At 50.5% G+C, this 21,366-nt stretch carries 16 protein-coding genes; all 16 read left to right on the forward strand.

Annotation, left to right across the window (positions count from 1 at the left end; translation table 11 throughout):
• Positions 1-290: 290 nt before the first annotated feature.
• A complete protein-coding gene (locus tag ABD796_RS31035; RefSeq protein ID WP_344915792.1) occupies positions 291-1,871 on the forward strand; it encodes an extracellular solute-binding protein in 1,581 nt (526 codons plus the stop codon).
• Positions 1,872-1,992: 121 nt separating this feature from the next.
• Complete coding sequence (locus ABD796_RS31040; RefSeq protein ID WP_344915793.1) at positions 1,993-4,263, forward strand: RIFT barrel domain-containing protein; 2,271 nt, start codon at positions 1,993-1,995, stop codon at positions 4,261-4,263.
• Between the two features lie 84 nt (positions 4,264-4,347).
• Positions 4,348-5,094: an SDR family NAD(P)-dependent oxidoreductase gene (locus ABD796_RS31045; protein ID WP_344915795.1), complete on the forward strand. Its 747-nt coding sequence runs from the start codon at positions 4,348-4,350 to the stop codon at positions 5,092-5,094.
• Entirely contained in the window at positions 5,091-6,191 is a 1,101-nt protein-coding gene (locus ABD796_RS31050; protein WP_344915796.1) for a hypothetical protein, read from the forward strand. The genes ABD796_RS31045 and ABD796_RS31050 overlap by 4 nt, the downstream gene beginning before the upstream one ends.
• A 154-nt stretch (positions 6,192-6,345) precedes the next feature.
• On the forward strand, positions 6,346-7,839 hold the full coding sequence (locus ABD796_RS31055) for a carbon-nitrogen hydrolase family protein (protein WP_344915798.1): 1,494 nt from the start codon (positions 6,346-6,348) through the stop codon (positions 7,837-7,839).
• Between the two features lie 104 nt (positions 7,840-7,943).
• On the forward strand, positions 7,944-8,750 hold the full coding sequence (locus ABD796_RS31060; RefSeq protein WP_344915928.1) for a creatininase family protein: 807 nt from the start codon (positions 7,944-7,946) through the stop codon (positions 8,748-8,750).
• On the forward strand, positions 8,747-9,943 hold the full coding sequence (locus tag ABD796_RS31065; RefSeq protein ID WP_344915799.1) for an MGH1-like glycoside hydrolase domain-containing protein: 1,197 nt from the start codon (positions 8,747-8,749) through the stop codon (positions 9,941-9,943). Before ABD796_RS31060 ends, ABD796_RS31065 begins: the two co-directional genes overlap by 4 nt.
• A 54-nt stretch (positions 9,944-9,997) precedes the next feature.
• The gene (locus ABD796_RS31070) at positions 9,998-12,271 is read left to right on the forward strand and encodes a helix-turn-helix domain-containing protein (RefSeq protein ID WP_344915801.1); all 2,274 of its coding nucleotides are present in this window, start codon (positions 9,998-10,000) and stop codon (positions 12,269-12,271) included.
• Positions 12,272-12,487: 216 nt separating this feature from the next.
• Positions 12,488-13,450, forward strand: a complete 963-nt coding sequence (locus ABD796_RS31075; RefSeq protein ID WP_139603432.1) for an ABC transporter permease — start codon at positions 12,488-12,490, stop codon at positions 13,448-13,450.
• Between the two features lie 23 nt (positions 13,451-13,473).
• The gene (locus ABD796_RS31080) at positions 13,474-14,319 is read left to right on the forward strand and encodes a carbohydrate ABC transporter permease (protein ID WP_139603472.1); all 846 of its coding nucleotides are present in this window, start codon (positions 13,474-13,476) and stop codon (positions 14,317-14,319) included.
• Positions 14,320-14,417: 98 nt separating this feature from the next.
• Complete coding sequence (locus ABD796_RS31085) at positions 14,418-15,929, forward strand: extracellular solute-binding protein (protein WP_344915804.1); 1,512 nt, start codon at positions 14,418-14,420, stop codon at positions 15,927-15,929.
• A 65-nt stretch (positions 15,930-15,994) separates the two neighbouring features.
• Positions 15,995-17,464, forward strand: a complete 1,470-nt coding sequence (locus tag ABD796_RS31090) for a sulfatase family protein (RefSeq protein ID WP_344915805.1) — start codon at positions 15,995-15,997, stop codon at positions 17,462-17,464.
• Positions 17,461-18,429, forward strand: coding sequence for a C-terminal binding protein (locus ABD796_RS31095; protein WP_344915806.1), 969 nt, complete (start codon positions 17,461-17,463; stop codon positions 18,427-18,429). Before ABD796_RS31090 ends, ABD796_RS31095 begins: the two co-directional genes overlap by 4 nt.
• Before the next feature lie 6 nt (positions 18,430-18,435).
• On the forward strand, positions 18,436-19,446 hold the full coding sequence (locus ABD796_RS31100) for a zinc-dependent alcohol dehydrogenase (RefSeq protein WP_344915808.1): 1,011 nt from the start codon (positions 18,436-18,438) through the stop codon (positions 19,444-19,446).
• A 16-nt stretch (positions 19,447-19,462) separates the two neighbouring features.
• Positions 19,463-20,230, forward strand: a complete 768-nt coding sequence (locus tag ABD796_RS31105) for an SDR family NAD(P)-dependent oxidoreductase (protein ID WP_344915809.1) — start codon at positions 19,463-19,465, stop codon at positions 20,228-20,230.
• A gap of 55 nt (positions 20,231-20,285) precedes the next feature.
• Positions 20,286-21,356: a nucleoside hydrolase gene (locus tag ABD796_RS31110; RefSeq protein WP_344915811.1), complete on the forward strand. Its 1,071-nt coding sequence runs from the start codon at positions 20,286-20,288 to the stop codon at positions 21,354-21,356.
• The last annotated feature ends 10 nt before the right edge of the window (positions 21,357-21,366 follow it).

The raw sequence follows: 21,366 nt of genomic DNA on the forward strand, positions 1-21,366 counted from the left end.
ACTTCATGGAAAAAAATGTATGTGGGGGCGCGTAAAAAGTCAGGTGGCCACGGCATCACATGGTAACTGTAACCTAGGGTTTGCAACGACAAAGGTTTGGTGGACGTCAATCCTGCAACCGACCCATATAACGATGCGGTCACCTCGTGAAGAGGCGGCCCACTCACCTCCGCGTGATTTGCAGTATACGGGGTCTCTGTATTTCCAGCATACAAAAAGAATTGCTCATCGCCGCCAACGGATTTCATTCCGTTTTGTGTTTTGAGCGAAGCGAAAGGAATGGTATAACGATGAAGGAATTCAAGAAAATCTCGTGGCTGATGACGGCCGGTTCGGCTTTGGTGATCTGCGCGGCAGGATGCGGCAGCTCGGATTCGGGTTCGGCAGGGCCATCCAGCCCGAGCGCGGCGCCGTCTGCCGGTGCAGCGTCAAGCGCGCCTCCAACTGCCACATTCCCGCTAAAGGAAAAGGCTTCATTCGAAATATTCTCCGCCGCCCACGATACGAAACCGCAAAGGGGAACCGAACCAATTTTTGCCGAAATTGAAAAAAGAACGAATGTACAGCTGAAATTGACCAACATTCCCACTGCAAGCTACGCCGATAAATTCAAGGTAACTCTGGTTTCCGGCGATTTGCCGGATGTGATGGATTCGGACGTCGCCTCGGCGAAAAAGTACGGCATGGATGGAGCGTTCCTGGCGCTGGACGACTTGCTCAAAAAATTCGGCCCCAACATTTTGAAAGCGATCAAAGAAGAAGGCATAGATACTTCCTTGCGGGCAGCCGACGGGAAAATTTATGGAATTCCCTATTTCTCCATGCCGGGTACCACCGCTACCGTCCCGCAATACAGACAGGATTGGTTGGATGAGGTGAAACTGAAAGCCCCAACAAACCCGGATGAGTTTTATCAAGTCCTCAAAGCTTTCAAAGATGCGAATTTGGGCGGAAAGGACACAATTCCGTTCGCTCCGCAAGGGTATAACAACTTCCCGATCTTCAGGGCGTTCGGAACGGATCCGCGCATGTATCTGAACAAAGAGGGGGTGTATCAATTTGGCCCTGCTCTTCCAGGGATGAAAGATGCGCTGACCTTCTTGAACAAACTATATAACGAAAAATTAATCGATCCCGAATTTGCGATCATCTCGAAACAGCAATGGGAAGCGAAGGTTAGTAAAGGCAATGTGGGAGCGATCTTCTTTAACCCGGGCCGCACCGATTTCTTCACGGATGTGCTCAAGAAGGAAAATGCGAAAGCCAAGATGGTGGGCGGCGGAGCGCTCAAGGATAAAAACGGAAAAGGAGAGTTGCTGCCGGATTTCAGCCTGAAAGGTGTCATGGCGATTTCGTCCAAGTCCAAAAACGCGGAGTTGATCGTAAAATATTATGACTTCTTGTACAGCCCTGTAGGCAGGCTTCTGACGCAATATGGCATTGAAGGTCAGAGCTATACCATGAAAGATGGAAAGCCGCAATATACGGATGATTTCAAGAAAGATATGGTGAATAACCCCACAAATCTAGGCATAGGCACATCCAAATATTTCTTTACCGCTCCTCTGCCGAGCCTATTCAAGGATCGAAACGAAGGCATGTTAGTGGCCGCTGCCGTAGAGACGTCGAAGCCCGATTGGACCAAGCAGGAGCCGCAACTGAGCTTTACGCAAGCGGAGCAAGATATCGTGTCCAAAAACCTGCAGCCGATTATGGACAAAACGAGCGAGTACATGATCAAATTCATCATCGGCCAGGAACCGTTGACAAACTTCGATAAATACGTAGGAGAACTGAAGCAACGCGGTTTGGATGACTTGGTCAAGACTTATAATGCGGCGTATCAACGTGCTTTGAAAGCTTCCCAATAATGCAAGAATGCAAGAATGCAATAAAGATTGTAAATTGGAAGGCAGTTGCGCCTTCCAATTTACAATCGCGATTGATCGGGTTAATCACAGCATGAAGCTTGATTGAGAAGGAGATGCGCGAATGATATCGCTCCATTTCGAGAAAATTTCCATGTATCCCAGACATGAGGAACCGTGCATGATCGCGGTGCCATTCGCGAAAGGGGCAGTGTCTGATACAACAAGAGTATCCGTCCTTGACGGCACCGTGGCTGTACCGACGCAAACAAGGGTGACCGCCAAATGGCCGGATGGTTCCGTAAAATGGCTGCTGCTGCATTTTCTAGCCGATCTTCCGGCCAATTCGGGCAAAGCGTTCGCACTCTCGACGGATCGCGTAACGGCAGTACCTGCGAAACCGGTCGTGATCGAGCCGGTGAATGGCACGTTTGTGATCCGCACGGGTGCGATCGAAGCCGAGTTGACAGCCCCGGGAGGACCGGGATTATTCCAATCGTTGAAGCGAACGGGATTTGTACCCACCCATGATGTGGTTGGACCCTCGCTTCGAGACGCTTCCGAGCAGGAGTATGATTGCGAGATTTCCTCAGAAGGCTGGCGCGTCATCGAAGCGGGTCCTGTTCGCTGCGCGGTTGAAGCGAGAGGAAAGCACCGCGGTCGCGCAAAAGAGAGCCAATGGTTTGATTTTGTAGTCCGGGTCTATGCGTATGCCGGCAAGCCTTGGCTGATGATCGATTATCAGATTGTCAATAAGGAGCCGGAGAGCGAGCAGGTGATTCACGCAGCCCAACTGCATGTTCGTTCCGCGCAACATATTGTGACGTCCGATCAGCTTCGACTGGGGATTAGCCGCGCCGGAGCCGATCGCAGGATGAAGAGCGGATCGGCGGGAGAACAGTTGTCGTGTACATTTACGGCTGAGGTTCTCGAAAAAGAATTTATTGAGGACCAGGCGGAAACGTTCGCGGGTACATTCTGGGCGGATCTGTCCGACGAGAAGCGGGGCGGAATTACCGTTACGTTGTTTCAGGCCCTGCAAAATTGCCCCAAATCGCTGGATATTACAGGCGAAGAAATAACCGTCGGCATCATTCCTGCGGGACATCCGATTACTATGCTGCAGGGGATGGCCAAGACCCATCGATTGTTCCTGAATGTGCATGACGGGGACGAAACGCTAGATGAGGTGAATGTGCGCAGTCTGCAATTCCAGCTTGCGGATCATCCTGTTCTGGAGTCCGCTGCGTTCGAGCGCGCCGGCATAATCGAATCGATTCCCGGCGATCAGACGATAGATTGGGTGGAACGCGGATTTTATCGGATGGCCGACGGCCGTACGAAAACATACGGCATGCTTTATTGGGGCGATGCGCCGGATAAAGACTATACGGCCCAGGGCAGAGGCGGCGGAGATTGGGTATGGGTGAACAACGAATATGATCTGCCGCATGCCATGATGCATTTGTATGCGAGAACCGGGAAACGAAGGTTTTACGACTATTTGATGAGAGCGGCGGAACATTGGAAGGACGTGGACATTCTCCATTACAGCCCCAATCCGCTGCGTCATCAAGGTCAAGTGATGCATTCCGCCAAGCATGTGACAGGCGAGGTGAAAGTATGTCATGAGTGGGTGGAAGGGTTGCTTGATTACTACCACCTAACGGGGGAAGCATCCGCACTCGAGGCCGCAATCGGCATCGGAGACAATGTGAGGAGGCTGCTGGCTACTCCCCGTTACCAAGGCGAAGGCGGCATTTCCGCAAGAGAAAGCGGTTGGGCGCTTCGCAGTCTGGGAGCTTTGTATTCCGAGACCCATGACGAGAAATGGCTGCAATCCGCCGACCAAATCGTCGATCATTTCGAAGCCTGGAAAAAGAAGTATGGCGCCTGGCTGGCACCGGCTGCAGGGCATGTCGTTTATCGTTCAGGCTTCATGATATGCATCGCCGTCAACAGCTTGATGCGCTATTATCGAATCCGCCCGGAAGAACGAATCAAGCAAATGATCGTGGACGCGATGGAGGATTATGTGGAGCATTGCTATGTGAAGGAAACGGGCATGTTCTATTACAAAGAACTGCCGAGCACGCAGCATCTGCACAGCAATCCAATCTGTCTGGAATCGCTCTCCTATGCCTACGAATTCACCGGCGACCTCAACTATTTGGAAGCCGGCCGAGTCACCTTCGAAGAGGCCATCAGAGTCGCTCAGGCGAGTGGTAAAACAAGGGAAATATCCGGCGAGGCGCTTATTTTTTGGGGAGACAGTCCGAAAAAGTTTGCCCAGTACTACTACCCGATCTTTTATTATTATCGAACGATCCTAAAAGCCGAAGAGGAAACCGGAAGGCTGCAGCAGGAATTTTTCGCCGGAGGTAGGCGTAAATGATCACGCTGCAGACGAGCGGCTATGGAAGCCTGCGGTGTTCGAACGTTAAAAGTGGTGTTTGAATCCAGGCATGGAGGGGACTGGATGAGGATGCAGCTTCAAAATAAAGTGATTGTCATAACCGGCGCGCTGGGCAAGATCGGCTTCTCTTCCACTCGAATGTTTCTGGCGAGAGGCGCCAAGGTGGTCGCCAATGATTGGGTAGTTGCGAATGATTCTCCCCGGATGTTGGCGCTGATGGAGCAATATGGCCCGGAAAGGCTGCTGTTTGTGGAAGCAGACGCGAGCGATGAGGATCAGGTCATCGGCCTATTCAGCCAAATCCGCGATAGGTTCGGCCGACTGGACGGGTCATTTCATAATTGTTATTTGCAGAATCGGAAGCCAGTTACGGGTTATACGCTGGAGGATTGGAACCAAGTGATCCAGGGCACGCTCAATTCGACATTTCTCATCAGCAAGCATGCCATTCTGCTGATGAAGGATTCCGGTGGCGGGTCCATCGTCAATACCTCCTCGATCTTGGGCATGAAACCGCGAGTGGGCGAAGGGGCCTATGGATCGGCTAAAGCCGGGATTAACTTCTTAACGCAAGTGATTGCCGCCGAGAATGCCAATCATGGCATCAGGGCGAATGTGATCGTACCGGGGGACATAAAAGAGCCGAAGCAGCGGACACCAGAAAAGGCGGCGGAGATTCGTAAGGACATCTTGCTCGGGCGAAGCGGAACTCCGGACGAAGTATCCGAGCTGGCCGCCTTCCTGCTGTCAGATGCCTCCGCCTACATCACGGGATCGCTGTATACGATCGACGGAGGGATCCGGATATGAGGAAGCGGGTTGCGGTGATCATTACCCAATACTGGCTTAATTCCCACGCTGATGTGATCGTCAGCAGGCTGCTTGGCGAGCTTGGATATAAACCGCAAGTCGAGCTTGTCGCTATGTACGTCGAACAAGTGACAGCCAGAGACTTGAGTCGTGAGCTATCCGTGAGGCACGGCGTACCCATCTGTGCCACCATTGAGGAAGCGGTCGCCTGGGGTGCCCCAGAACGGCCGGTCGACGGTGTTGTCGTCATCGGAGAGCATGGAGATTACCCGTGGAATGAGAAGCAGCAGCACTTGTATCCGCGGCTGCGGTTCATGCAAGAGACGCTGGCAGCCATGGATCTTCACGGCATTCGCGTGCCGATCTTTCTGGATAAGCATTTCTCATACAACAATACGGATGCGCGCTGGATTTATGATGAGGTCAAGCGTCGGGGTATTCCTTTCATGGCCGGTTCTTCCATCCCCTACACGGATTATTTGCCTCACTTCGATCGGGCGTTTCTGCAGAGAGGACGGATATTCTTCATCAACAGTCATGGCGGGCATGAGTCTTACGGATTCCATGGCATGGAAGTGCTGCAGGCGCTAGCTGAACACCGTCACGGGGCGGAGTTGGGCGTCGCATCCGTTCATGCCTTGTCCGGTAACGAGATGTGGCAAGCGATGGACCGTGGAGAATGGCCGGAAGCGCTGATGCTGCGTGCCCTCGCACTCGAGCCGGAGCTAGCAGGGAGACATCCCCGCAAGGAGTGTCCTAATCCCGCGCTGTTCGTCGTAACCTATCAGGATGGTACGATGGGGTACGTGGCTCAGCTCGATAAATTTGCAACCCGATGGAGCTTTGCCGTTCAGGATGATGAAGGAGCTTATATCGCTGCGTACTGTAATACAGGGACCGAGAGGCCTTATCGCCATTTTACCAGGCTGACCGAAATGATGGAGGAGATGTTCATCAACGGGACCCTTCCTTGCCGGATTGAAAGAAATTTGCTTACTACTTACTTGATCAATTCCGCCATGGAATCCTTATATCTGAGACGCCCGTTGTCCTTGGAAGAATGGAATGTTGCTTATGACCCGGCACCGAACGGCTGATCTTCACTTCGGGCATGGAAGGACCTGCTCGTGACCGGGAAGTTTTATAAAGCGGACGAATCTTACCAGTCATGGCTGGCGGTGAAAGCCGCGGATGCGGCGATCATGGCCTACTGCAACCGGGTGGAAGCGAGAGTCGGCGTCGGAGCCGGATATGAAGCCGACATCTCTGATGTGGATACTTACCGAGAAGTACTATATCTCGATGAAACGATTGATCGAAAAATGGGGAGGAGACGATCCTGTGATTGTATTAAACAAGTTCGATTTTGCAAAAGAATCCGATGCATGGGTGATCCCGGAATCGGATCGGGTTGTACGGCAGGAGAACGGATTGTCCGTACGGGCTTCGGGCGGACCGTCGATTGAGATTGAAGGTCCGGGCGTTCATACGCGCAACGGCGACGCCATTCACTTAGTTTTCAAAGATCTGGGCAGCGGCTCCGGTTATGTGCGATTCGGCTTTGACGGCGGTTTCGAATACGCCTATGTGGAATGCAACCTCGATTGTCGCGAGGCTGCGCTTTTCACCAGCGAGTGGAATCGCGCACAGCCCGTCGTTCGGGTCGCGTTGCCGCCTGCTGTGCAGGACGAGAACGAAGTTACTTTGGTCAAAACTGAAGGAGCCGGCAATCGGATCAAGCTGGCCGATCTGGCAATCTATTGGAACGGCGAATGCGTGATTCGCAGCGTCGATCATGATATCATCCCTCAGCTGGGAGTAAGGATTAGTGTCGAGGATGCGGATGTGGAGCTGCGGCGATTCGCGCATGAAGGTCCAACAGCGCTGATGAAAGAGTATTTGAAGACGGGCGCCTGGCAAATGCTGAATTCCCGCGATGTGAATGACAATGTTCGATCCATTTGCAAAGGGATACGAAGCGCGGCGGAGCTCGGTATTGAATTATTAGTAGCGCCGGAATACTGTATATTCGGTTTTTTTCGCACCAAGCCGACGCTCGATCAGGTGGAACCGATGCAAGAGGCCGAAGCGATCATTCGAGCCTGTTTGCGGGAAACCGCAAACTCGCCCTACCTGATTGTCGGGAGACCGAATTGGGATCAGGTGAGACCCGGTTCGTCCGAACCTGTCTTCAATTCTTGCAGGTTGTACGATCCGGACGGCAATACCGTGCGCGACAATCTAAAATTCAGGACTTGCGAAAGGTACTATTACCATGGGCACATGCTGAACGAATTTGACATTTACGGCGTCCCGGTCAGCCTACATGTATGCCATGACCGAAGATATCCCGATCTGAGAACGTTGCCTGTCATGTTCGGCGCACGACTCATCATTCATCCGGTTAACGGAGGACTCGTTACAGGTGCCCGTGTAGCCGTACAGGCAGTGGCCAAAGATGAAACAGCAACCACGCACGCATTCTACCTGAGAGCCGCTACGGATGGGGGCAGTTATGTGATCGGACCGAAAAAATTCGACAACCTGCTCGCCATCAGCTCGGAATGCAAGTTGACGGATTCTCCCGGCGAGCTTGCAGGCGCTCCTGCCGAAGAATTGGTCGTTGCCACGATTCGAACGCACGACGCTTTTGGATATTGGCCTGTCCGCGCCTACCGGGCATCGGAAGCGATCGCAGAAGCCTACGAGCAGTTGTACCGAACGATGGGCGGACAGAATAGTTGAATCGATCCTCCGACCGGAAATCATTCGCCAGTTTCCAAATTTGCTAGAACCATATCGATTGAAGAGGAGCGAAACTACTTATGAGCGACGAAGTCAGGTATCACATGCTGCGTCCCGATCAAATTGTTTCCCGGAGGAAAGCGTGTCCGGTTGTGTATATTCCGATCGGCACACTGGAATGGCACGGCTTGCACAATGCAGTCGGCGCTGATTCCCTGCAGGCGGAAGGTATTGCCATTCGCTGTGCGCAGAAAGGTGGTGGGCTTGTGTTCCCCCCTTTGTACTACGGCGAGAGCCGGTTGGAATGTTTAATGGAGGCCAGTGCGCAAGACAGACATTTGATTGCCGAGAAAATGGAGCTGCCACCGGACAATTTTCTTCCGGAGCGCATGCCTTTTTCCGCAACCGAGCAAGTGTTTCAATATGAGAAACTTCTGCTGCACATTCTTGCCGAAGCGGAGTCGCTCGGCTTTCGAGTCGGCGTATTGGTAGCGGGTCATTACCCCTTGATTGACCATGCAAGGTCGGCGGCGCTGCTATTCAATAAACGGCAGTACAGCCGAAGCGTCGGAATGTTGGCTTGGGCGTTCGTCGATCATTTGCTGGTAGCCGACCAATACGAAGTTGCCGGCGATCATGCGGGAGGATGGGAGACATCGCATATGATGGCGCTACATCCCGATACAGTGAAACTGGATGTGCTTCCGCCACGAGGAGAACTGCTGATCGGTGCGGGAGGTAAGATGGATCCCAGGGATTCAAGCGCGGAATTCGGCAATGAAATCATCGATGCTGCTGTCGATATCGCAGTCAAGGAAACGTTGCACCGGCTGGAGAATCGAAGGATGTATCACGGTCACGGACGTTCGCTCGGGGAAGGATTGTGGAGAGAGAAGGAGACACTTTCATGAGAAGTTTGAAACAGCAAGTGTATGACATGGGCAAGCCCGAGTGGAAATCGATGCTGGAATATACGGTAGAGCTTCATAACAAGTGCACTCGGGAACCGGAGCCTCCCTTTCATTATCCATGGGAAGAAATCGGAACGGGGTACTGCTACGGTCCGGCATTCGGTCACATCGATCTAACCCATGCGACTTTGGACACCCTCCGTTATCAGCGGGATCATGCCAAACATCAAATTTTAAACTACTTAAAGCTGCAGACTTCCGACGGATTGATCCCCGGCTGCATTTGGTTCCGCGGCGGCGAGGTGAAATGGAGTACGGTGAAGGGGCATCCTCCGTTTTGGCCGGTGGCCGTGCAGGATTATTATGACCTATACGAAGATATCGATTTGTTGAAAACAGCCTACCTTGCCCTGGTTCGTCAAATCGGTTGGTTTGAAACCAAACGGAAGGCTGAAAATGAAGGTTATTATTATATCGATCTGTGGAAAAAGGTATGGGAAAGCGGTGTCGATGACGGAATTCGTTATGACCATATCACACCGGGTCCCTATGCGTGCGTCGATGCGACTGCGCATGTTTATCAAATGCATGTCTACGCTGCACAATGGGCGAGCCTCCTTGATTTGCCTGCTGAATCCGCGAAATGGCAAAGCAGAGCCGGACAGCTGGCGGAATTTATGCGCAGCGCCTTGTTCGATGAAGAAACGGCTCTATTCCACGATATTTGGTCGGTTAATAATCCCGGGAGCCGTCGCCTTACGTTTGAGGGCATGTGGCCGATGATGGTAGGTGCGGCAACCGTGGAGCAAGCGAATCGCGTGATCGATGAAAATGTATTGAATCCCAAGCGTTTTTTCACCAAGCATCCGGTTCCGACCATCGCTCTGGAGGATCCGGCCTTTGAACTTCGCATGTGGCGGGGGCCTTCCTGGAACAGTATCACCTATTGGGTCGCCCGGGGTTGTACCCTGTACGGGAGAAACGATGCAGCCAAAGTGATTCTGGAACGCGCATTGGACCATACAGCCGAGAAATTTTCCGAGACCGGGACATTATGGGAGTTCTATCATCCTCATGGAGGACATCCGACCGAACTCCAAAGAAAACCTTATACCGAGTTTAATCAACCGTGTCGCGAGTATATGGGCCATAACCCTTTGATCGCCATGACCGATTTATGGGCTTCCCTATGAAAAACCAGACCCGTCCGGAAAACGCAGAAAAGCTTATCGGGAGAGGTGCAACCGGTGATCGCTTCTTCACTGTTAAGAAGATGGTTTGTGTTCAGCACGCTTCTTACGCTACTCCCGATTCTTTTTTTGGGAGTGTTTTCATATACAATTGCATCCAAGGGCATTCAGGAGAAAGTAGACGAGGGCAATCTGCAAAATCTGTTACAGACCCAAATGCGGGTGGAGCAGTTGCTCAAAACACTGGAGTACGTGGTGATGCAATATGTCAGTTCGCCAATTGTTACTAATGCTCTTTATAAGCCGCTCACTACCACCACCCACTTCAAGGAAATCAACGATTTGTCGCAAGGATTGCATAATCTTCATTTTTTCGTCGGTGTGCAAGATGCTTCTTTGATTAATGTGAGGGAAAACTGGTACATAGGAAAAAACGGATTCGGAAGCAACCTTAAGGAGCTTGCCGATTATGAAAGCTTGGAACGATATACTTCGATGAGGAACAATTTGGTGTGGATGCCGGATTCGACTTCCTCCCCGGAGATGGGAACCTTGAATCTGATCTGCAAAGTGCCACTATTGAATTTTTCCGTGGAAACTAGTGCTTTGTTAGTTTTAAAAATCAAAAAAAGTGAATTGAATCGGCAATTTTTGGTGCAAAATGAGCTGGGAAACTTGTTCGTGCTGGATCGTTCCCCCCAAGCCGTGCTCGGTGATCCGAATATCGGTGAATTATCTGTGGAAGTCCAAAACCGGATTACTGAAAGGATAGAGTCCTTACAAAGTCGCAACGGTCACTTTCCGATGGAGTGGGAAGGGCGAGATGTATGGATTCATTTTATACAATCACCCCAGCACGGTTGGACTTATCTTGCCGTTCAAGATGCCAAAAAGTCTACAATGGAGGCTCGACAAATCGGGATCTTCACATTGGCCAGCTGTGCGGCGTTATTCCTGCTTTTCGGAGCGGCAGCCCTTTATGGCTCCCATTGGATGTATTCGCCAATCCGGGGATTTGTCCAATTCCTGCGAAGTGACTTAGGCAAGAAAGAAGACGGGGATGTGAAGGAAGATTTCGCCGACTTGGCCCAACGTATTCGTCATTTGATGAACAGCAGTCTTCAGATGCAGGACCAATTGACCTTCTATGCCGTCCAACTCAGGGACAGCTTCGTGCAGCGGTTATTGGCCGGAAAAATCACTAAAAGCAAATTGCTGGAGCACTTGTCCGCAATAGGCTTTCCCGTTGCTTGGAAGCGATTGATTGTGCTTGTCGTCCAAATTGATACTTTGAAGAATACCCATTATCAGGAACGAGACCGTGATTTGTTACTTTTCGCAATCGGGAATATTGTGGGCGATTTGGTAGATCCCATGAAAAGATTTCAGCCGGTATCCATGGACAACTCGCAAGTGACGATTCTGGCTTCGGAATTTGAAACAGATGAAGAATGCGGCAGATGGGCTCTCTCGATTGCGGAAGATATTCGAATCAAGATAGCGGAATTCCTCGGTTTGAAGGTAAGCATTGGGGTCAGCCGTTCTTATGGCGACCTTGTCGATGTATCGGGTGCTTACCAGGAAGGTCTTGAGGCTCTGAAGTATAGGTTCCAACTGGGATCGGAAATGATATTGCACATTAATGACATTCAATTGAACAGAAACAAGCAAACCGTATACCCCAAGCAGTTGGAAAGGGATATTGTGGATGCGGTTAAGCTCGGGCATCCCGAGCGGATCTCCGCAAGCTTGGAAGTCTATTTGGTACATGCCATCCAATCCAATATCCATATTCAAGAATTCCAATTTATGCTGATGCAATTAATCGGAAGTTTGACTGAGTTGCTTTACGATTCAGGTTTGTCAGCCGAGAAGGCTCTTGGCGATAAGCAGGTTGCCCATCATTTGTTGCAAGGAAAGTCATTGATAGAGTGGAAACGATGGCTATTGGACGAAATCGCGATGCCTATAGCCAACCACTTAAGGGATGAACGCGAATCGCACAATAATCGGATAACGGAAGATCTGATTCGGATAATAGAAAGAGAATTCGAGTCCAATTTGACGCTGGAGGATTGCTCGGCGAGACTTAATTTTCACCCGGTTTATGTCAGTCGCGTGTTCAAGAAGGAAACCGGGTTAACCTTCAGTGATTTTTTGGCGCAGTATCGGCTACGGTTCGCCAAGAAATGGCTGGTCGAGACGGATATGACCATTTTGGAAATCGCCACGCGGCTGAATTACGCGAATTCAACCCCGTTTATCCGATATTTTAGCAAGGCTACCGGAGTTACACCTGGAACGTATCGTAAAGATCATAAGCAGTTGTAGGACATACAAACACCCATGCTTCCTAAGGAAACTTGGGTGTTTCTTCTTATCAGACCTAATAGCTAAATGGGGTGGATGTATAGGTTATCTGCTGTATATAACGATCATCAATGTCGATTTCGGTGAAATAGTTAACTGAGGGATATATACTTCTTTGAACACGGCGCGTTACATTTCAGGTATCCAATAACGATTAGGGAAAGGAGAACATCAAACATGAAGAACAACGCCATGGCGACAACCGATCTTCAAAGCACTCCGTCTGTTAAAAAACGCAGGCCGTGGGTAGCCGACCTGATCATGGATCGATGGTTGTATGTAATGCTTGTTCCAGGTATCGTTTTTTTCATTTTGTTTAAATATGTACCCATGATTGGTATAGCTATGGCGTTCCAAGATTATAGGCCGCATTTGGGGATCTTAAACAGTCCGTGGGTCGGGTTCAAGCATTTTGAACGTCTGTTTGCGGATCCGCAGTTTATGAATCTTCTGAAAAACACATTGATTTTGGCCGTGTACGACATCGTTTTTTATTTCCCTATACCGATTATTTTATCGCTGCTTCTCAACGAGATTCGTCTTCAATTGTTCAAGCGAACCATCCAAACGCTGGTCTATATTCCACACTTTATATCCTGGGTCGTTGTGGTCGCGATTTCTTATCTTTTCTTCACAACAGAAGGCGGGGTCGTGAATGACCTGATCGCCTCGATGGGAATGGAGAAGATCCCTTTTCTGCTGAGCGAGGAATGGTTCCGGCCTCTGTTTATGCTTCAGGCGATCTGGAAGGACGCGGGATGGGGGACGATCATCTTCTTGGCCGCTTTGGCGGGAGTCGATCCCCAGCTCTACGAGGCCTCTCGTATAGACGGAGCTAACCGTTGGCATCAGCTATGGCTGATTACTTTGCCCGCCATCCGCAGCACCATCGTGATTTTGTTTATCCTCCGTCTGGGCAATTTCTTGGATGTAGGCTTCGAGCATATTTTTCTGATGCTGAATCCGATGAATCGGGAGGTTGCGGAAGTGTTTGAAACTTACATTTACAGAGTAGGCTTGACACAAGCACAATTCAGCTACAGCACCGCTGTCGGTCTATTCAAATCCTTAATCGGACTGGTTCTGGTATTGTCGGCCAACTGGGCGGTACGAAAGACGGGAGAGGAGGGAATCTGGTGAATCATCGAGGCCTCGGGGGTCATATGTTTGACGCATTCAATGTCATTCTTTTGACCTTGATCGGTTTATCGGCGGTACTTCCCTTTATATATATCGTCTCCGCATCCTTCTCATCGGAACATATTGTTGCGAAGGGAACGTTCTTGCTTTTTCCGACTGATGTAACGCTTGATGCATACAAGTATATTTTTTCCACCAATACACTCGTTCGCAGCATGATGATTTCGTTGTACGTGACCATTGTAGGAACGCTGATCAATCTGATACTCACTTCCTTGATGGCGTATCCGCTTGCCCATCATCGTCTGCGCGGAAGACGAACCTTGCTTATACTCGTGCTATTTACGATGTTGTTTACAGGCGGCTTGATTCCCACCTATATCGTCGTCAAGTCACTAGGTCTGATCAATTCCTTGTGGGCACTAATGATCCCGAATGCGATCAGCGCATTCAACCTGATTATTCTGAAAAACTTCTTTCAGCAAATTCCGGATGGATTGCAGGAATCCGCCAAGATCGACGGCGCAAACGATATGCGGATTCTGCTCCGCATTGTGCTTCCCCTGTCGGCACCGGCTTTGGCCACTTTTGCCTTATTCTATGCGGTCGGACACTGGAACAGCTATTTCAACGCCATCATTTATTTGAACGATTCCGATAAATGGCCGATCCAAGTTATGCTGCGGCAAATTGTCATCTTAGCGCAATCCGGCTTCGCGGATTCGTCTTCGCTGGAGGATGCGATACTCCCGGCGGAAACCGTGAAAATGGCAGTGATCACTTTTGCGACGGCACCGATCCTAATGGTGTATCCGTTCCTGCAAAAGCATTTTGCTAAGGGCGTTCTGTTGGGTTCGGTAAAAGGTTAGTCTTGAGGGGGGTGAAACGAACGAATCGGCAGTGAGGAATGGCTATCCGGAAATCAGAAGGGACCGTTTTTATTACAAAGAGAGGGGAGCATTTGTCAATGAAACAGCAAGGATGGCTACCGGTTAAAGGGATGGTTGTTGCTTCGATGCTCTTGACGACCTTAGCTTGCTCCACCGCAGGAACTAGCAGCTCGGGTAATCCGGAAGGAAGTGCAGTCAAGAAGGAGGAAAAGCCCCTCGAGCTTACAATGGCCGCGGTGGCTTTTCAAGAACCGCCCGTCGATGGTAATGAAATCGAAAAACGGATTGCGGCATTCACGAATACCAAGCTGTCCATTCAGTGGATTCCCTTGGCTGCCTATACCGACAAAATCAATTTGATGATTGCATCCGGAGAGCTGCCTAAGGTCGTGAATGCAAACTATAGTCCTACGATTCAAAGTGCCATGAAATCCGGCATGTTTTGGGAAATCGGTCCGCATTTGTCCAAATTCAAAAACTTATCTACTTTCAATAAAGCGTATTTCGATCATACTGTGGTCGATGGAAAAATTTATGGAATTCCCTCTTCACGGCCGATCACCAGGCAATCACTCATTTACCGCAGCGATTGGCTTAAGAATGCAGGTTTGAAGGAGCCGAAAAACTTAGAGGAGCTTTATCAAGTCTTAAAAGCGTATACACAAAATGATCCGGACAAAAATGGCGTTAACGATACGGTTGGCCTAGCCATGGAAGGCTTAGGCAAGCTCAACAACATCGTTGTGATGCATGGCGGTCCTAACAAATTTGCGATCGAAAGCGGAAAGTTGATTCCCGATTTTGAGACCAATGAGTACATGGATGTTTTAAAATTCATGAAGCGTTTATATGCCGAAAAATTGATGAATCAGGATTTTGCGGTCGCCACGAGAGCTCAAACGCAAGGCTCATTCACTACAGGAAAGTCGGGCATGGTTCAAGCCGTTTCCGGCAACGCGTATAACTTCTATGCAGTTCTGGTCAAACCGGTGCCTCAAGCGGAAGTGGATTATTTCACAGCTTTTGAGGAGCCAAAGGGCAGAAAAGTGGTTGCGGAGATTAATACGGAAACCTTGACCCTTATTCCTAAATCATCCGTGAAAACAGAGGAAGAGCTGCTTCGCATTCTCGCCTTCTTCGATAAACTCGCGGAACCGGAAATGGCGACTCTGCTCGCGAGAGGGATCGAAGGAAAGCACTACAAAGTTGAAGACGGCAAAGCGCTGACCACCGACGGCGCATTATTCCTTAAGGAAGTAGCCGATTTACGCAACCAGCTTCTGAAAACCTGGATATTTCACAACACCATGCCGCCCAAACAGCATGCTCTATTGGATAAATCGGATCGCAGCGACAAAGATGATGAAAAATACGGTGTTTTTGATGCGTCCAAGACTTTGACCTCTGCAACCTACATGGAACGCGGAAAGGAACTGGAACAAATCATCACGGATGCGGCCACCCAATTTATTATGGGCAAAATGGACGAAGCCGGTTTCAGGAAGGAAATCGAGAAATGGCGCAAAACTGGTGGAGACAAAATGTTGGATGAATTTATGGCCGATTCCAACAAAAAGAACAAGAAATAGTTTCAGTTCATTGTGGAAAGCCGCATCTGTATCTAAATCAAGAAGAATAGGAGAGGTAAAAACCGTTGAAAAACGAGACCCGTCCCAACATCTTGATCTTTATGCCGGATCAAATGCAGGCCCAAATCACATTTCCCGGTCACCCCTGTAAAACCCCAAACATGGATAAAATCAAAGAAGCCGGCGTTAGTTTTCACTCCGCGTATCCGCCTATGGCACATTGCTGTCCGGCAAGGGCTTCATTCATGACAAGTCTTTATCCTTCGCAGCATGGGATCTACAATAACGTTTCCAATGATCAGGCGATACATAGCCATCTAAACCCCGGGATCGAAACCTTTTCCGAGAAACTAGCGGAGAGCGGTTATCAAATGTACTATGCCGGAAAGTGGCACGTCTCAGCCACAGAAACGCCGCAATCCAGAGGGTGGACGGAATTGTACCTGAAGGAACAGGAATTGGACAATGGATCACGCAGAAAAGCGTATCGGGAAATGATCTGCGAAAGCGGACAAAGAAGCCGAAAACGCGGGGAAATCTTGCGTCCCGGATGGGGAGGCTATACCCTTTACGGCACATCGGACAAATCTTACACCGAGATAGACGACTATGAATGCGTGCATCAAGCCATCTCGCAATTGGATCGGCTGCAAGATAGTGTTGATCCCTGGTGCATGTATATCGGACCGAACGGTCCGCATGATCCTTTTGTTATTCCAGAAAAGTACGCCACTATGTATGATCCCGATCAAATCGAATTGCCGCCCAATTACTATGACGATCTGCAGGATAAACCCCGAATCTATCAACGCATGCGAAAGGTGTTCAGCCAATTAAGCGAACAAGAAGTGAAGGAATCCATTGCGCATTATTGGGGCTACTGCACGCTAGTTGACGATTTATTCGGGGAAGTCCTGGATGCTTTGGCCCGCAACAACCAGATGGACAATACGCTGATAATCGTCGTATCGGATCATGGCGAACATGCGGGAGCCCACGGGTTATATTGCAAAGGAATCAGCATGTTCGATGAAGGGTATCGCGTTCCTCTTATTATGAGCTCTCCCAAGCTTGTCCAGAATCCGGGGAGAGCCGTCGAACAATTCGTGACCCTCATGGATATAGCTCCTACATTGATCGAACTTACTGGAGCGGAGCCGCTGGGCAAAACGAGCGGGCGCAGCCTGGTTCCGTTCCTGTCCGGTGAAACGCCGGATAACTGGCGGGACAGCATATACGCCCAATGCAACGGTACGGAATTATACTATACCAGCCGGATGGTCAAGACGAAAAACTATAAGTTCGTCTATAATCCTACCGACTTTGACGAGCTATATGACCTGGAATCGGATCCGTATGAAATGCACAATATTGCGAACCGTCCGGAATCGGAAGCTCTTTTGAAGGAAATGTACGGCAAGATGTGGGAGCATGCCTTTGAATCCGAGGATATGAATATGGTGAAATATATCCCGGTTACCACAGGAGAGTATGGTCCGGCTATAGTCAACGCAAAGGAGAGGTTGATGAGATGACCAAGTATACGGTAGCGGTGACCGACTATGGCTTTCCTGATTTGCATCAGGAAGAAGATGTGTTACTTCCTATGGGCTTTGAATTTGTAACGGGACAGTGCAAAACGGCGGATGAAGTGATGCAATTAACCAGACACGCGGATGCGATTTTAATCGAAAGAGCGCCGATCACCAAAGAAGTCATCGAGAACTTGGAGCGTTGCAAAATCATCGTAAGGTATGGCGTCGGTGTCGATAGCGTGGATATTCAAGCGGCAAAAGAACGAAATATTCCCGTTGTCAACGTACCGGATTATGGGACGGGGGAAGTCGCCGATCATGCGATGTCGCTCTTGCTCTCGAGCGTTCGGAAAATACCTCAAATTGTTTCCCAGGTGCGCCGAGGGGTGTGGCAAACGACTCCGTGCCGACCGATTATGGGCTTGCAAGGGAAAATGCTCGGAATCGCCGGCTTCGGCCATATCGGAAAAGATGTGGCGAAACGAGCCCAAAGCTTTGGAATCCAGACTATCGCCTACGATCCTTATGTGCCGGAAAACGTCTGCAACGAGTTAAACACAGAGAAGGTCGATTGGCATACCTTGCTGGAACGAAGCGATATGATTTCGGTTCATCTGCCCTTAACCCCGGAGACCAAGCATCTCTTTCATGATGAAGCCTTTGAGCGAATGAAATCAACCGCCTACCTTGTTAACACGTCCAGGGGCGGAGTCATCCGAACCGAAAGTTTAATAGATGCGTTGCAAACCAACAAAATCGCGGGTGCGGCGTTGGATGTTTTGGAGGAGCAACCGATTCCGATGAGCAGCCCGCTTCTCCAATTCGACAACTGTTTCATCACGAGCCACTGCGCCTGGTATTCGGAAAGCTCGTTAAACCGATTGCAGCGACATGCGGCTCTAGAAATTAAACGTATATTCAGCGGCGAGCGTCCCAAGTATGTCGTGAACGGGGTAGAGGTGTAGGAAATCATGAAAACTTTGGTTTATCACGGACCTGGGCAAATCAGCGTCGAAGAGCAAGAGCTGCCGAAGGCGGGCCCGCACGAAGCCCTGATCAAGGTGGAAGCCGTAGGCATTTGCGGGAGCGAATTGGAAGGGTATTTGGGCCATAGCAGCGTGAGGATTCCTCCGCTCATCATGGGCCATGAGTTCTGCGGAACGATCGTCGAAGTCGTCGGACCATCCGGCCACAAATCCGAATGGTCCGTAGGGGATAAGGTCGTTGCGAATCCGCTTATCTCTTGCGGGAGCTGCGATCGTTGCACGAAGGGGAAACATAATCTATGCCGCAGGCGCGAGTTGATCGGCGTTCATCGGCCCGGTGCCTTTGCCGACTATGTAGCAGTACCTTTGAGCAATTTGTACCCCGTTCCCAAGGAGATGAACGCCTCGTTAGCTGCTTTGGCGGAGCCGTTAGCGGTTTGCATCCATGCGGTCAAGCTGGGTCTCCAGCCGTTTGAGGATGTCCTTATATTCGGCGCCGGAGCTATCGGGCTGCTCACCGTGCAAGCAGCGATGAGGATGGGAGCCAATCGAGTTCTGGTCGTGGAGAGGCAAGAGGCGCGCATGCACCATGCCAAGGCGCTGGGGGCGGACGTTGTCACGCCGGAACGATTGGGCAACGGGGCGAATGACTGCTTGCCGCAAGGAATCGATACGATCATTGATTGTGTCGGCGTGACGGCCACTCGCAACCAAGCTTTGCAACTGATTAATTCCGGCGGGACAATCATTATGGTCGGCTTGGGGCATGAGGAATCGCCGATCCTGATGAGCCGCCTTGTGCGGCAAGAAGTATCCATCATCGGTTCCTATTCGTATTCCAACGCGGATTTCCAACAAGCGGTTCAGTTGTTGGCCGGAGGTCACATCCGAATGGATCCGTGGACGGCTGCCCGCAGCTTGACGGAAGGCCCCGCCTCTTTTCAGCATTTAGTGGAGGGGAAATCCCCTTTCAGCAAAATCATTCTGAATCCGTAAAGAAGGATGCGATGCCATGAGATTCGATAACAAAGTGTTCATCGTTACCGGCGGAGGGACCGGAATCGGGCGGGCAACCGCTATACGCTTGGCTGGCGAAGGGGCTCGCGTAGTCATCGCGAACCGGTCGGAGCAACATGCCGAAGAGACCCTGGAGCAGATTGAAGGTCTGGCGGGACTTGGGTTGTTCGTGAAGACGGATGTCGGGCAGCATGACGATATTCGGAACTTGATCCAAACCACGGTCGATACCTATGGGCGGCTGGACGGGATCGTCCATAGCGCCGCCATTGAATCCTTACAGGGAGTCGTGGATTTATCGGTCGAGGAGTGGCATACGACGCTCAATGTCAATTTAACGTCTGCTTTTCTGCTCGGGAAATACGGGATTCCGCCTATGATCGATGCAGGCGGGGGCGTGATCATCCATGTCGCTTCCGTACATGCTCAGGCTACGATACGCAATTATGCCGCCTACGCCGCATCCAAAGGAGGATTGATGGCGTTGACCCGAAGCATGGCCATCGATTATGCCAAGCAGGGGATCCGCGTGAATGCCGTCCTCCCGGGGGCCACCGATACCGGCATGTTGAATCGATATGCCGAATTGGGGGGATTGTTCCATGCGGATCTGAACGAAGCATGGAAAGACTCCCAGCCGTTGGGCCGAATCGGAAAACCCGAAGAGATCGCTAGCCTTATTTGCTTTTTGGCAAGTGATGAAGCCAAGTTTATCATTGGTACCGGTGTGGTCATTGACGGAGGGATGCTGGCCGAATTGTAGGCAGCCAATAAGTATGGGATGAAACAACCTCACCTATAGAAGAGGAGTTGATGATATGTCTGCGAACAGAATCATAATCGATACGGATATTGGAACCGGAGCCGTACTCGGAGGGGACCCGGACGATGCTATAGCCCTTGCGCTCGCCATGAACTCACCGGAAATCAAGCTGGAAGGCGTGACCACAGTTTATAGAGATGCGATACCGCGCGCCCGCTTTGCACAAAAGATCCTGCATTTGGGAGGCAGGGATGACATTGACGTTTATCCCGGATTAAGCGAAACGATGCTGCGCAATCGTCCTGGCGGGCATACCATTGACGGATTGCCTTGGGAGGCCGGTCGCCAGGATGAAGGTGTTGACATCGGAAGGGAATGGAAAGGGCATGCGGTTGACTTCATGATCAAGACCATTATGGACAATCCCGGGGAAATCACACTTGTGGCTCTCGGTCCACTGACTAATGTTGCCGTGGCCATGGTCCGGGAGCCCAGGATCATCCAACATGTCAAGGAAATTATCCTGATGGGGGGAGCTCACCGACTGGGGGGCAACGGAGCGGGGCTTAACCCTGCCGAAGCTAACGTAAAGCGCGATCCCGAAGCGGCCTCCGTCGTGTTTTCATCCCAGGCACCGATTGTGATGGTTGGATTAGACGTTACTATGAAGGTGGGTTTCACGCAAAATGAATGCGACCTGTTGCGAAAATCAGGAAATCCGCTGAACGAAATGCTGGCGAACATGGTGGAACAATGGTTTGAAGTGATTCGCACCAAGAGACCGGATATCCGTCAAACCGGTCAAGATAAAACACATATGCAAGATCCACTAGCCGTCTCCCTATTATTGAACCGTTCTTTGGTTACCACCCGAAAAATGAAAGTAACGGTCGAGTATGATCACCGTGTAGGTACCGGCCAAACCGTTGCAATAGCTCCGGAAGAGAGTATATGGCTGGACTTGGGAAACACTCGCGGAAATGTCGAGGCCTGTATCGATGTAGACAGCGAGGCTTTTCGTGAGCTGCTGCTGGAAAAGTTGAATTGTACCCATTGTAGAATTTGTGTGCCTTGTGAAAAAGAAGTCCAACTTGGAATGGAGAAAACGCCGGGGCTTGTAGAATAATAAGGACCGA

It is taken from the genome of Paenibacillus hodogayensis, from assembly GCF_039536325.1.
Taxonomy (GTDB): domain Bacteria; phylum Bacillota; class Bacilli; order Paenibacillales; family NBRC-103111; genus Paenibacillus_AB; species Paenibacillus_AB hodogayensis.

Excerpts from the sequence above, each read along its gene's own strand:
- ABD796_RS31035 (WP_344915792.1), top strand. The coding sequence starts at position 291 with ATGAAGGAATTCAAGAAAATCTCGTGGCTGATGACGGCCGGTTCGGCT.
- ABD796_RS31040 (WP_344915793.1), top strand. The coding sequence starts at position 1,993 with ATGATATCGCTCCATTTCGAGAAAATTTCCATGTATCCCAGACATGAG.
- ABD796_RS31045 (WP_344915795.1), top strand. The coding sequence starts at position 4,348 with ATGAGGATGCAGCTTCAAAATAAAGTGATTGTCATAACCGGCGCGCTG.
- ABD796_RS31050 (WP_344915796.1), top strand. The coding sequence starts at position 5,091 with ATGAGGAAGCGGGTTGCGGTGATCATTACCCAATACTGGCTTAATTCC.
- ABD796_RS31055 (WP_344915798.1), top strand. The coding sequence starts at position 6,346 with ATGAAGCCGACATCTCTGATGTGGATACTTACCGAGAAGTACTATATC.
- ABD796_RS31060 (WP_344915928.1), top strand. The coding sequence starts at position 7,944 with ATGCTGCGTCCCGATCAAATTGTTTCCCGGAGGAAAGCGTGTCCGGTT.
- ABD796_RS31065 (WP_344915799.1), top strand. The coding sequence starts at position 8,747 with ATGAGAAGTTTGAAACAGCAAGTGTATGACATGGGCAAGCCCGAGTGG.
- ABD796_RS31075 (WP_139603432.1), top strand. The coding sequence starts at position 12,488 with ATGAAGAACAACGCCATGGCGACAACCGATCTTCAAAGCACTCCGTCT.
- ABD796_RS31080 (WP_139603472.1), top strand. The coding sequence starts at position 13,474 with ATGTTTGACGCATTCAATGTCATTCTTTTGACCTTGATCGGTTTATCG.
- ABD796_RS31085 (WP_344915804.1), top strand. The coding sequence starts at position 14,418 with ATGAAACAGCAAGGATGGCTACCGGTTAAAGGGATGGTTGTTGCTTCG.
- ABD796_RS31095 (WP_344915806.1), top strand. The coding sequence starts at position 17,461 with ATGACCAAGTATACGGTAGCGGTGACCGACTATGGCTTTCCTGATTTG.
- ABD796_RS31100 (WP_344915808.1), top strand. The coding sequence starts at position 18,436 with ATGAAAACTTTGGTTTATCACGGACCTGGGCAAATCAGCGTCGAAGAG.
- ABD796_RS31105 (WP_344915809.1), top strand. The coding sequence starts at position 19,463 with ATGAGATTCGATAACAAAGTGTTCATCGTTACCGGCGGAGGGACCGGA.
- ABD796_RS31110 (WP_344915811.1), top strand. The coding sequence starts at position 20,286 with ATGTCTGCGAACAGAATCATAATCGATACGGATATTGGAACCGGAGCC.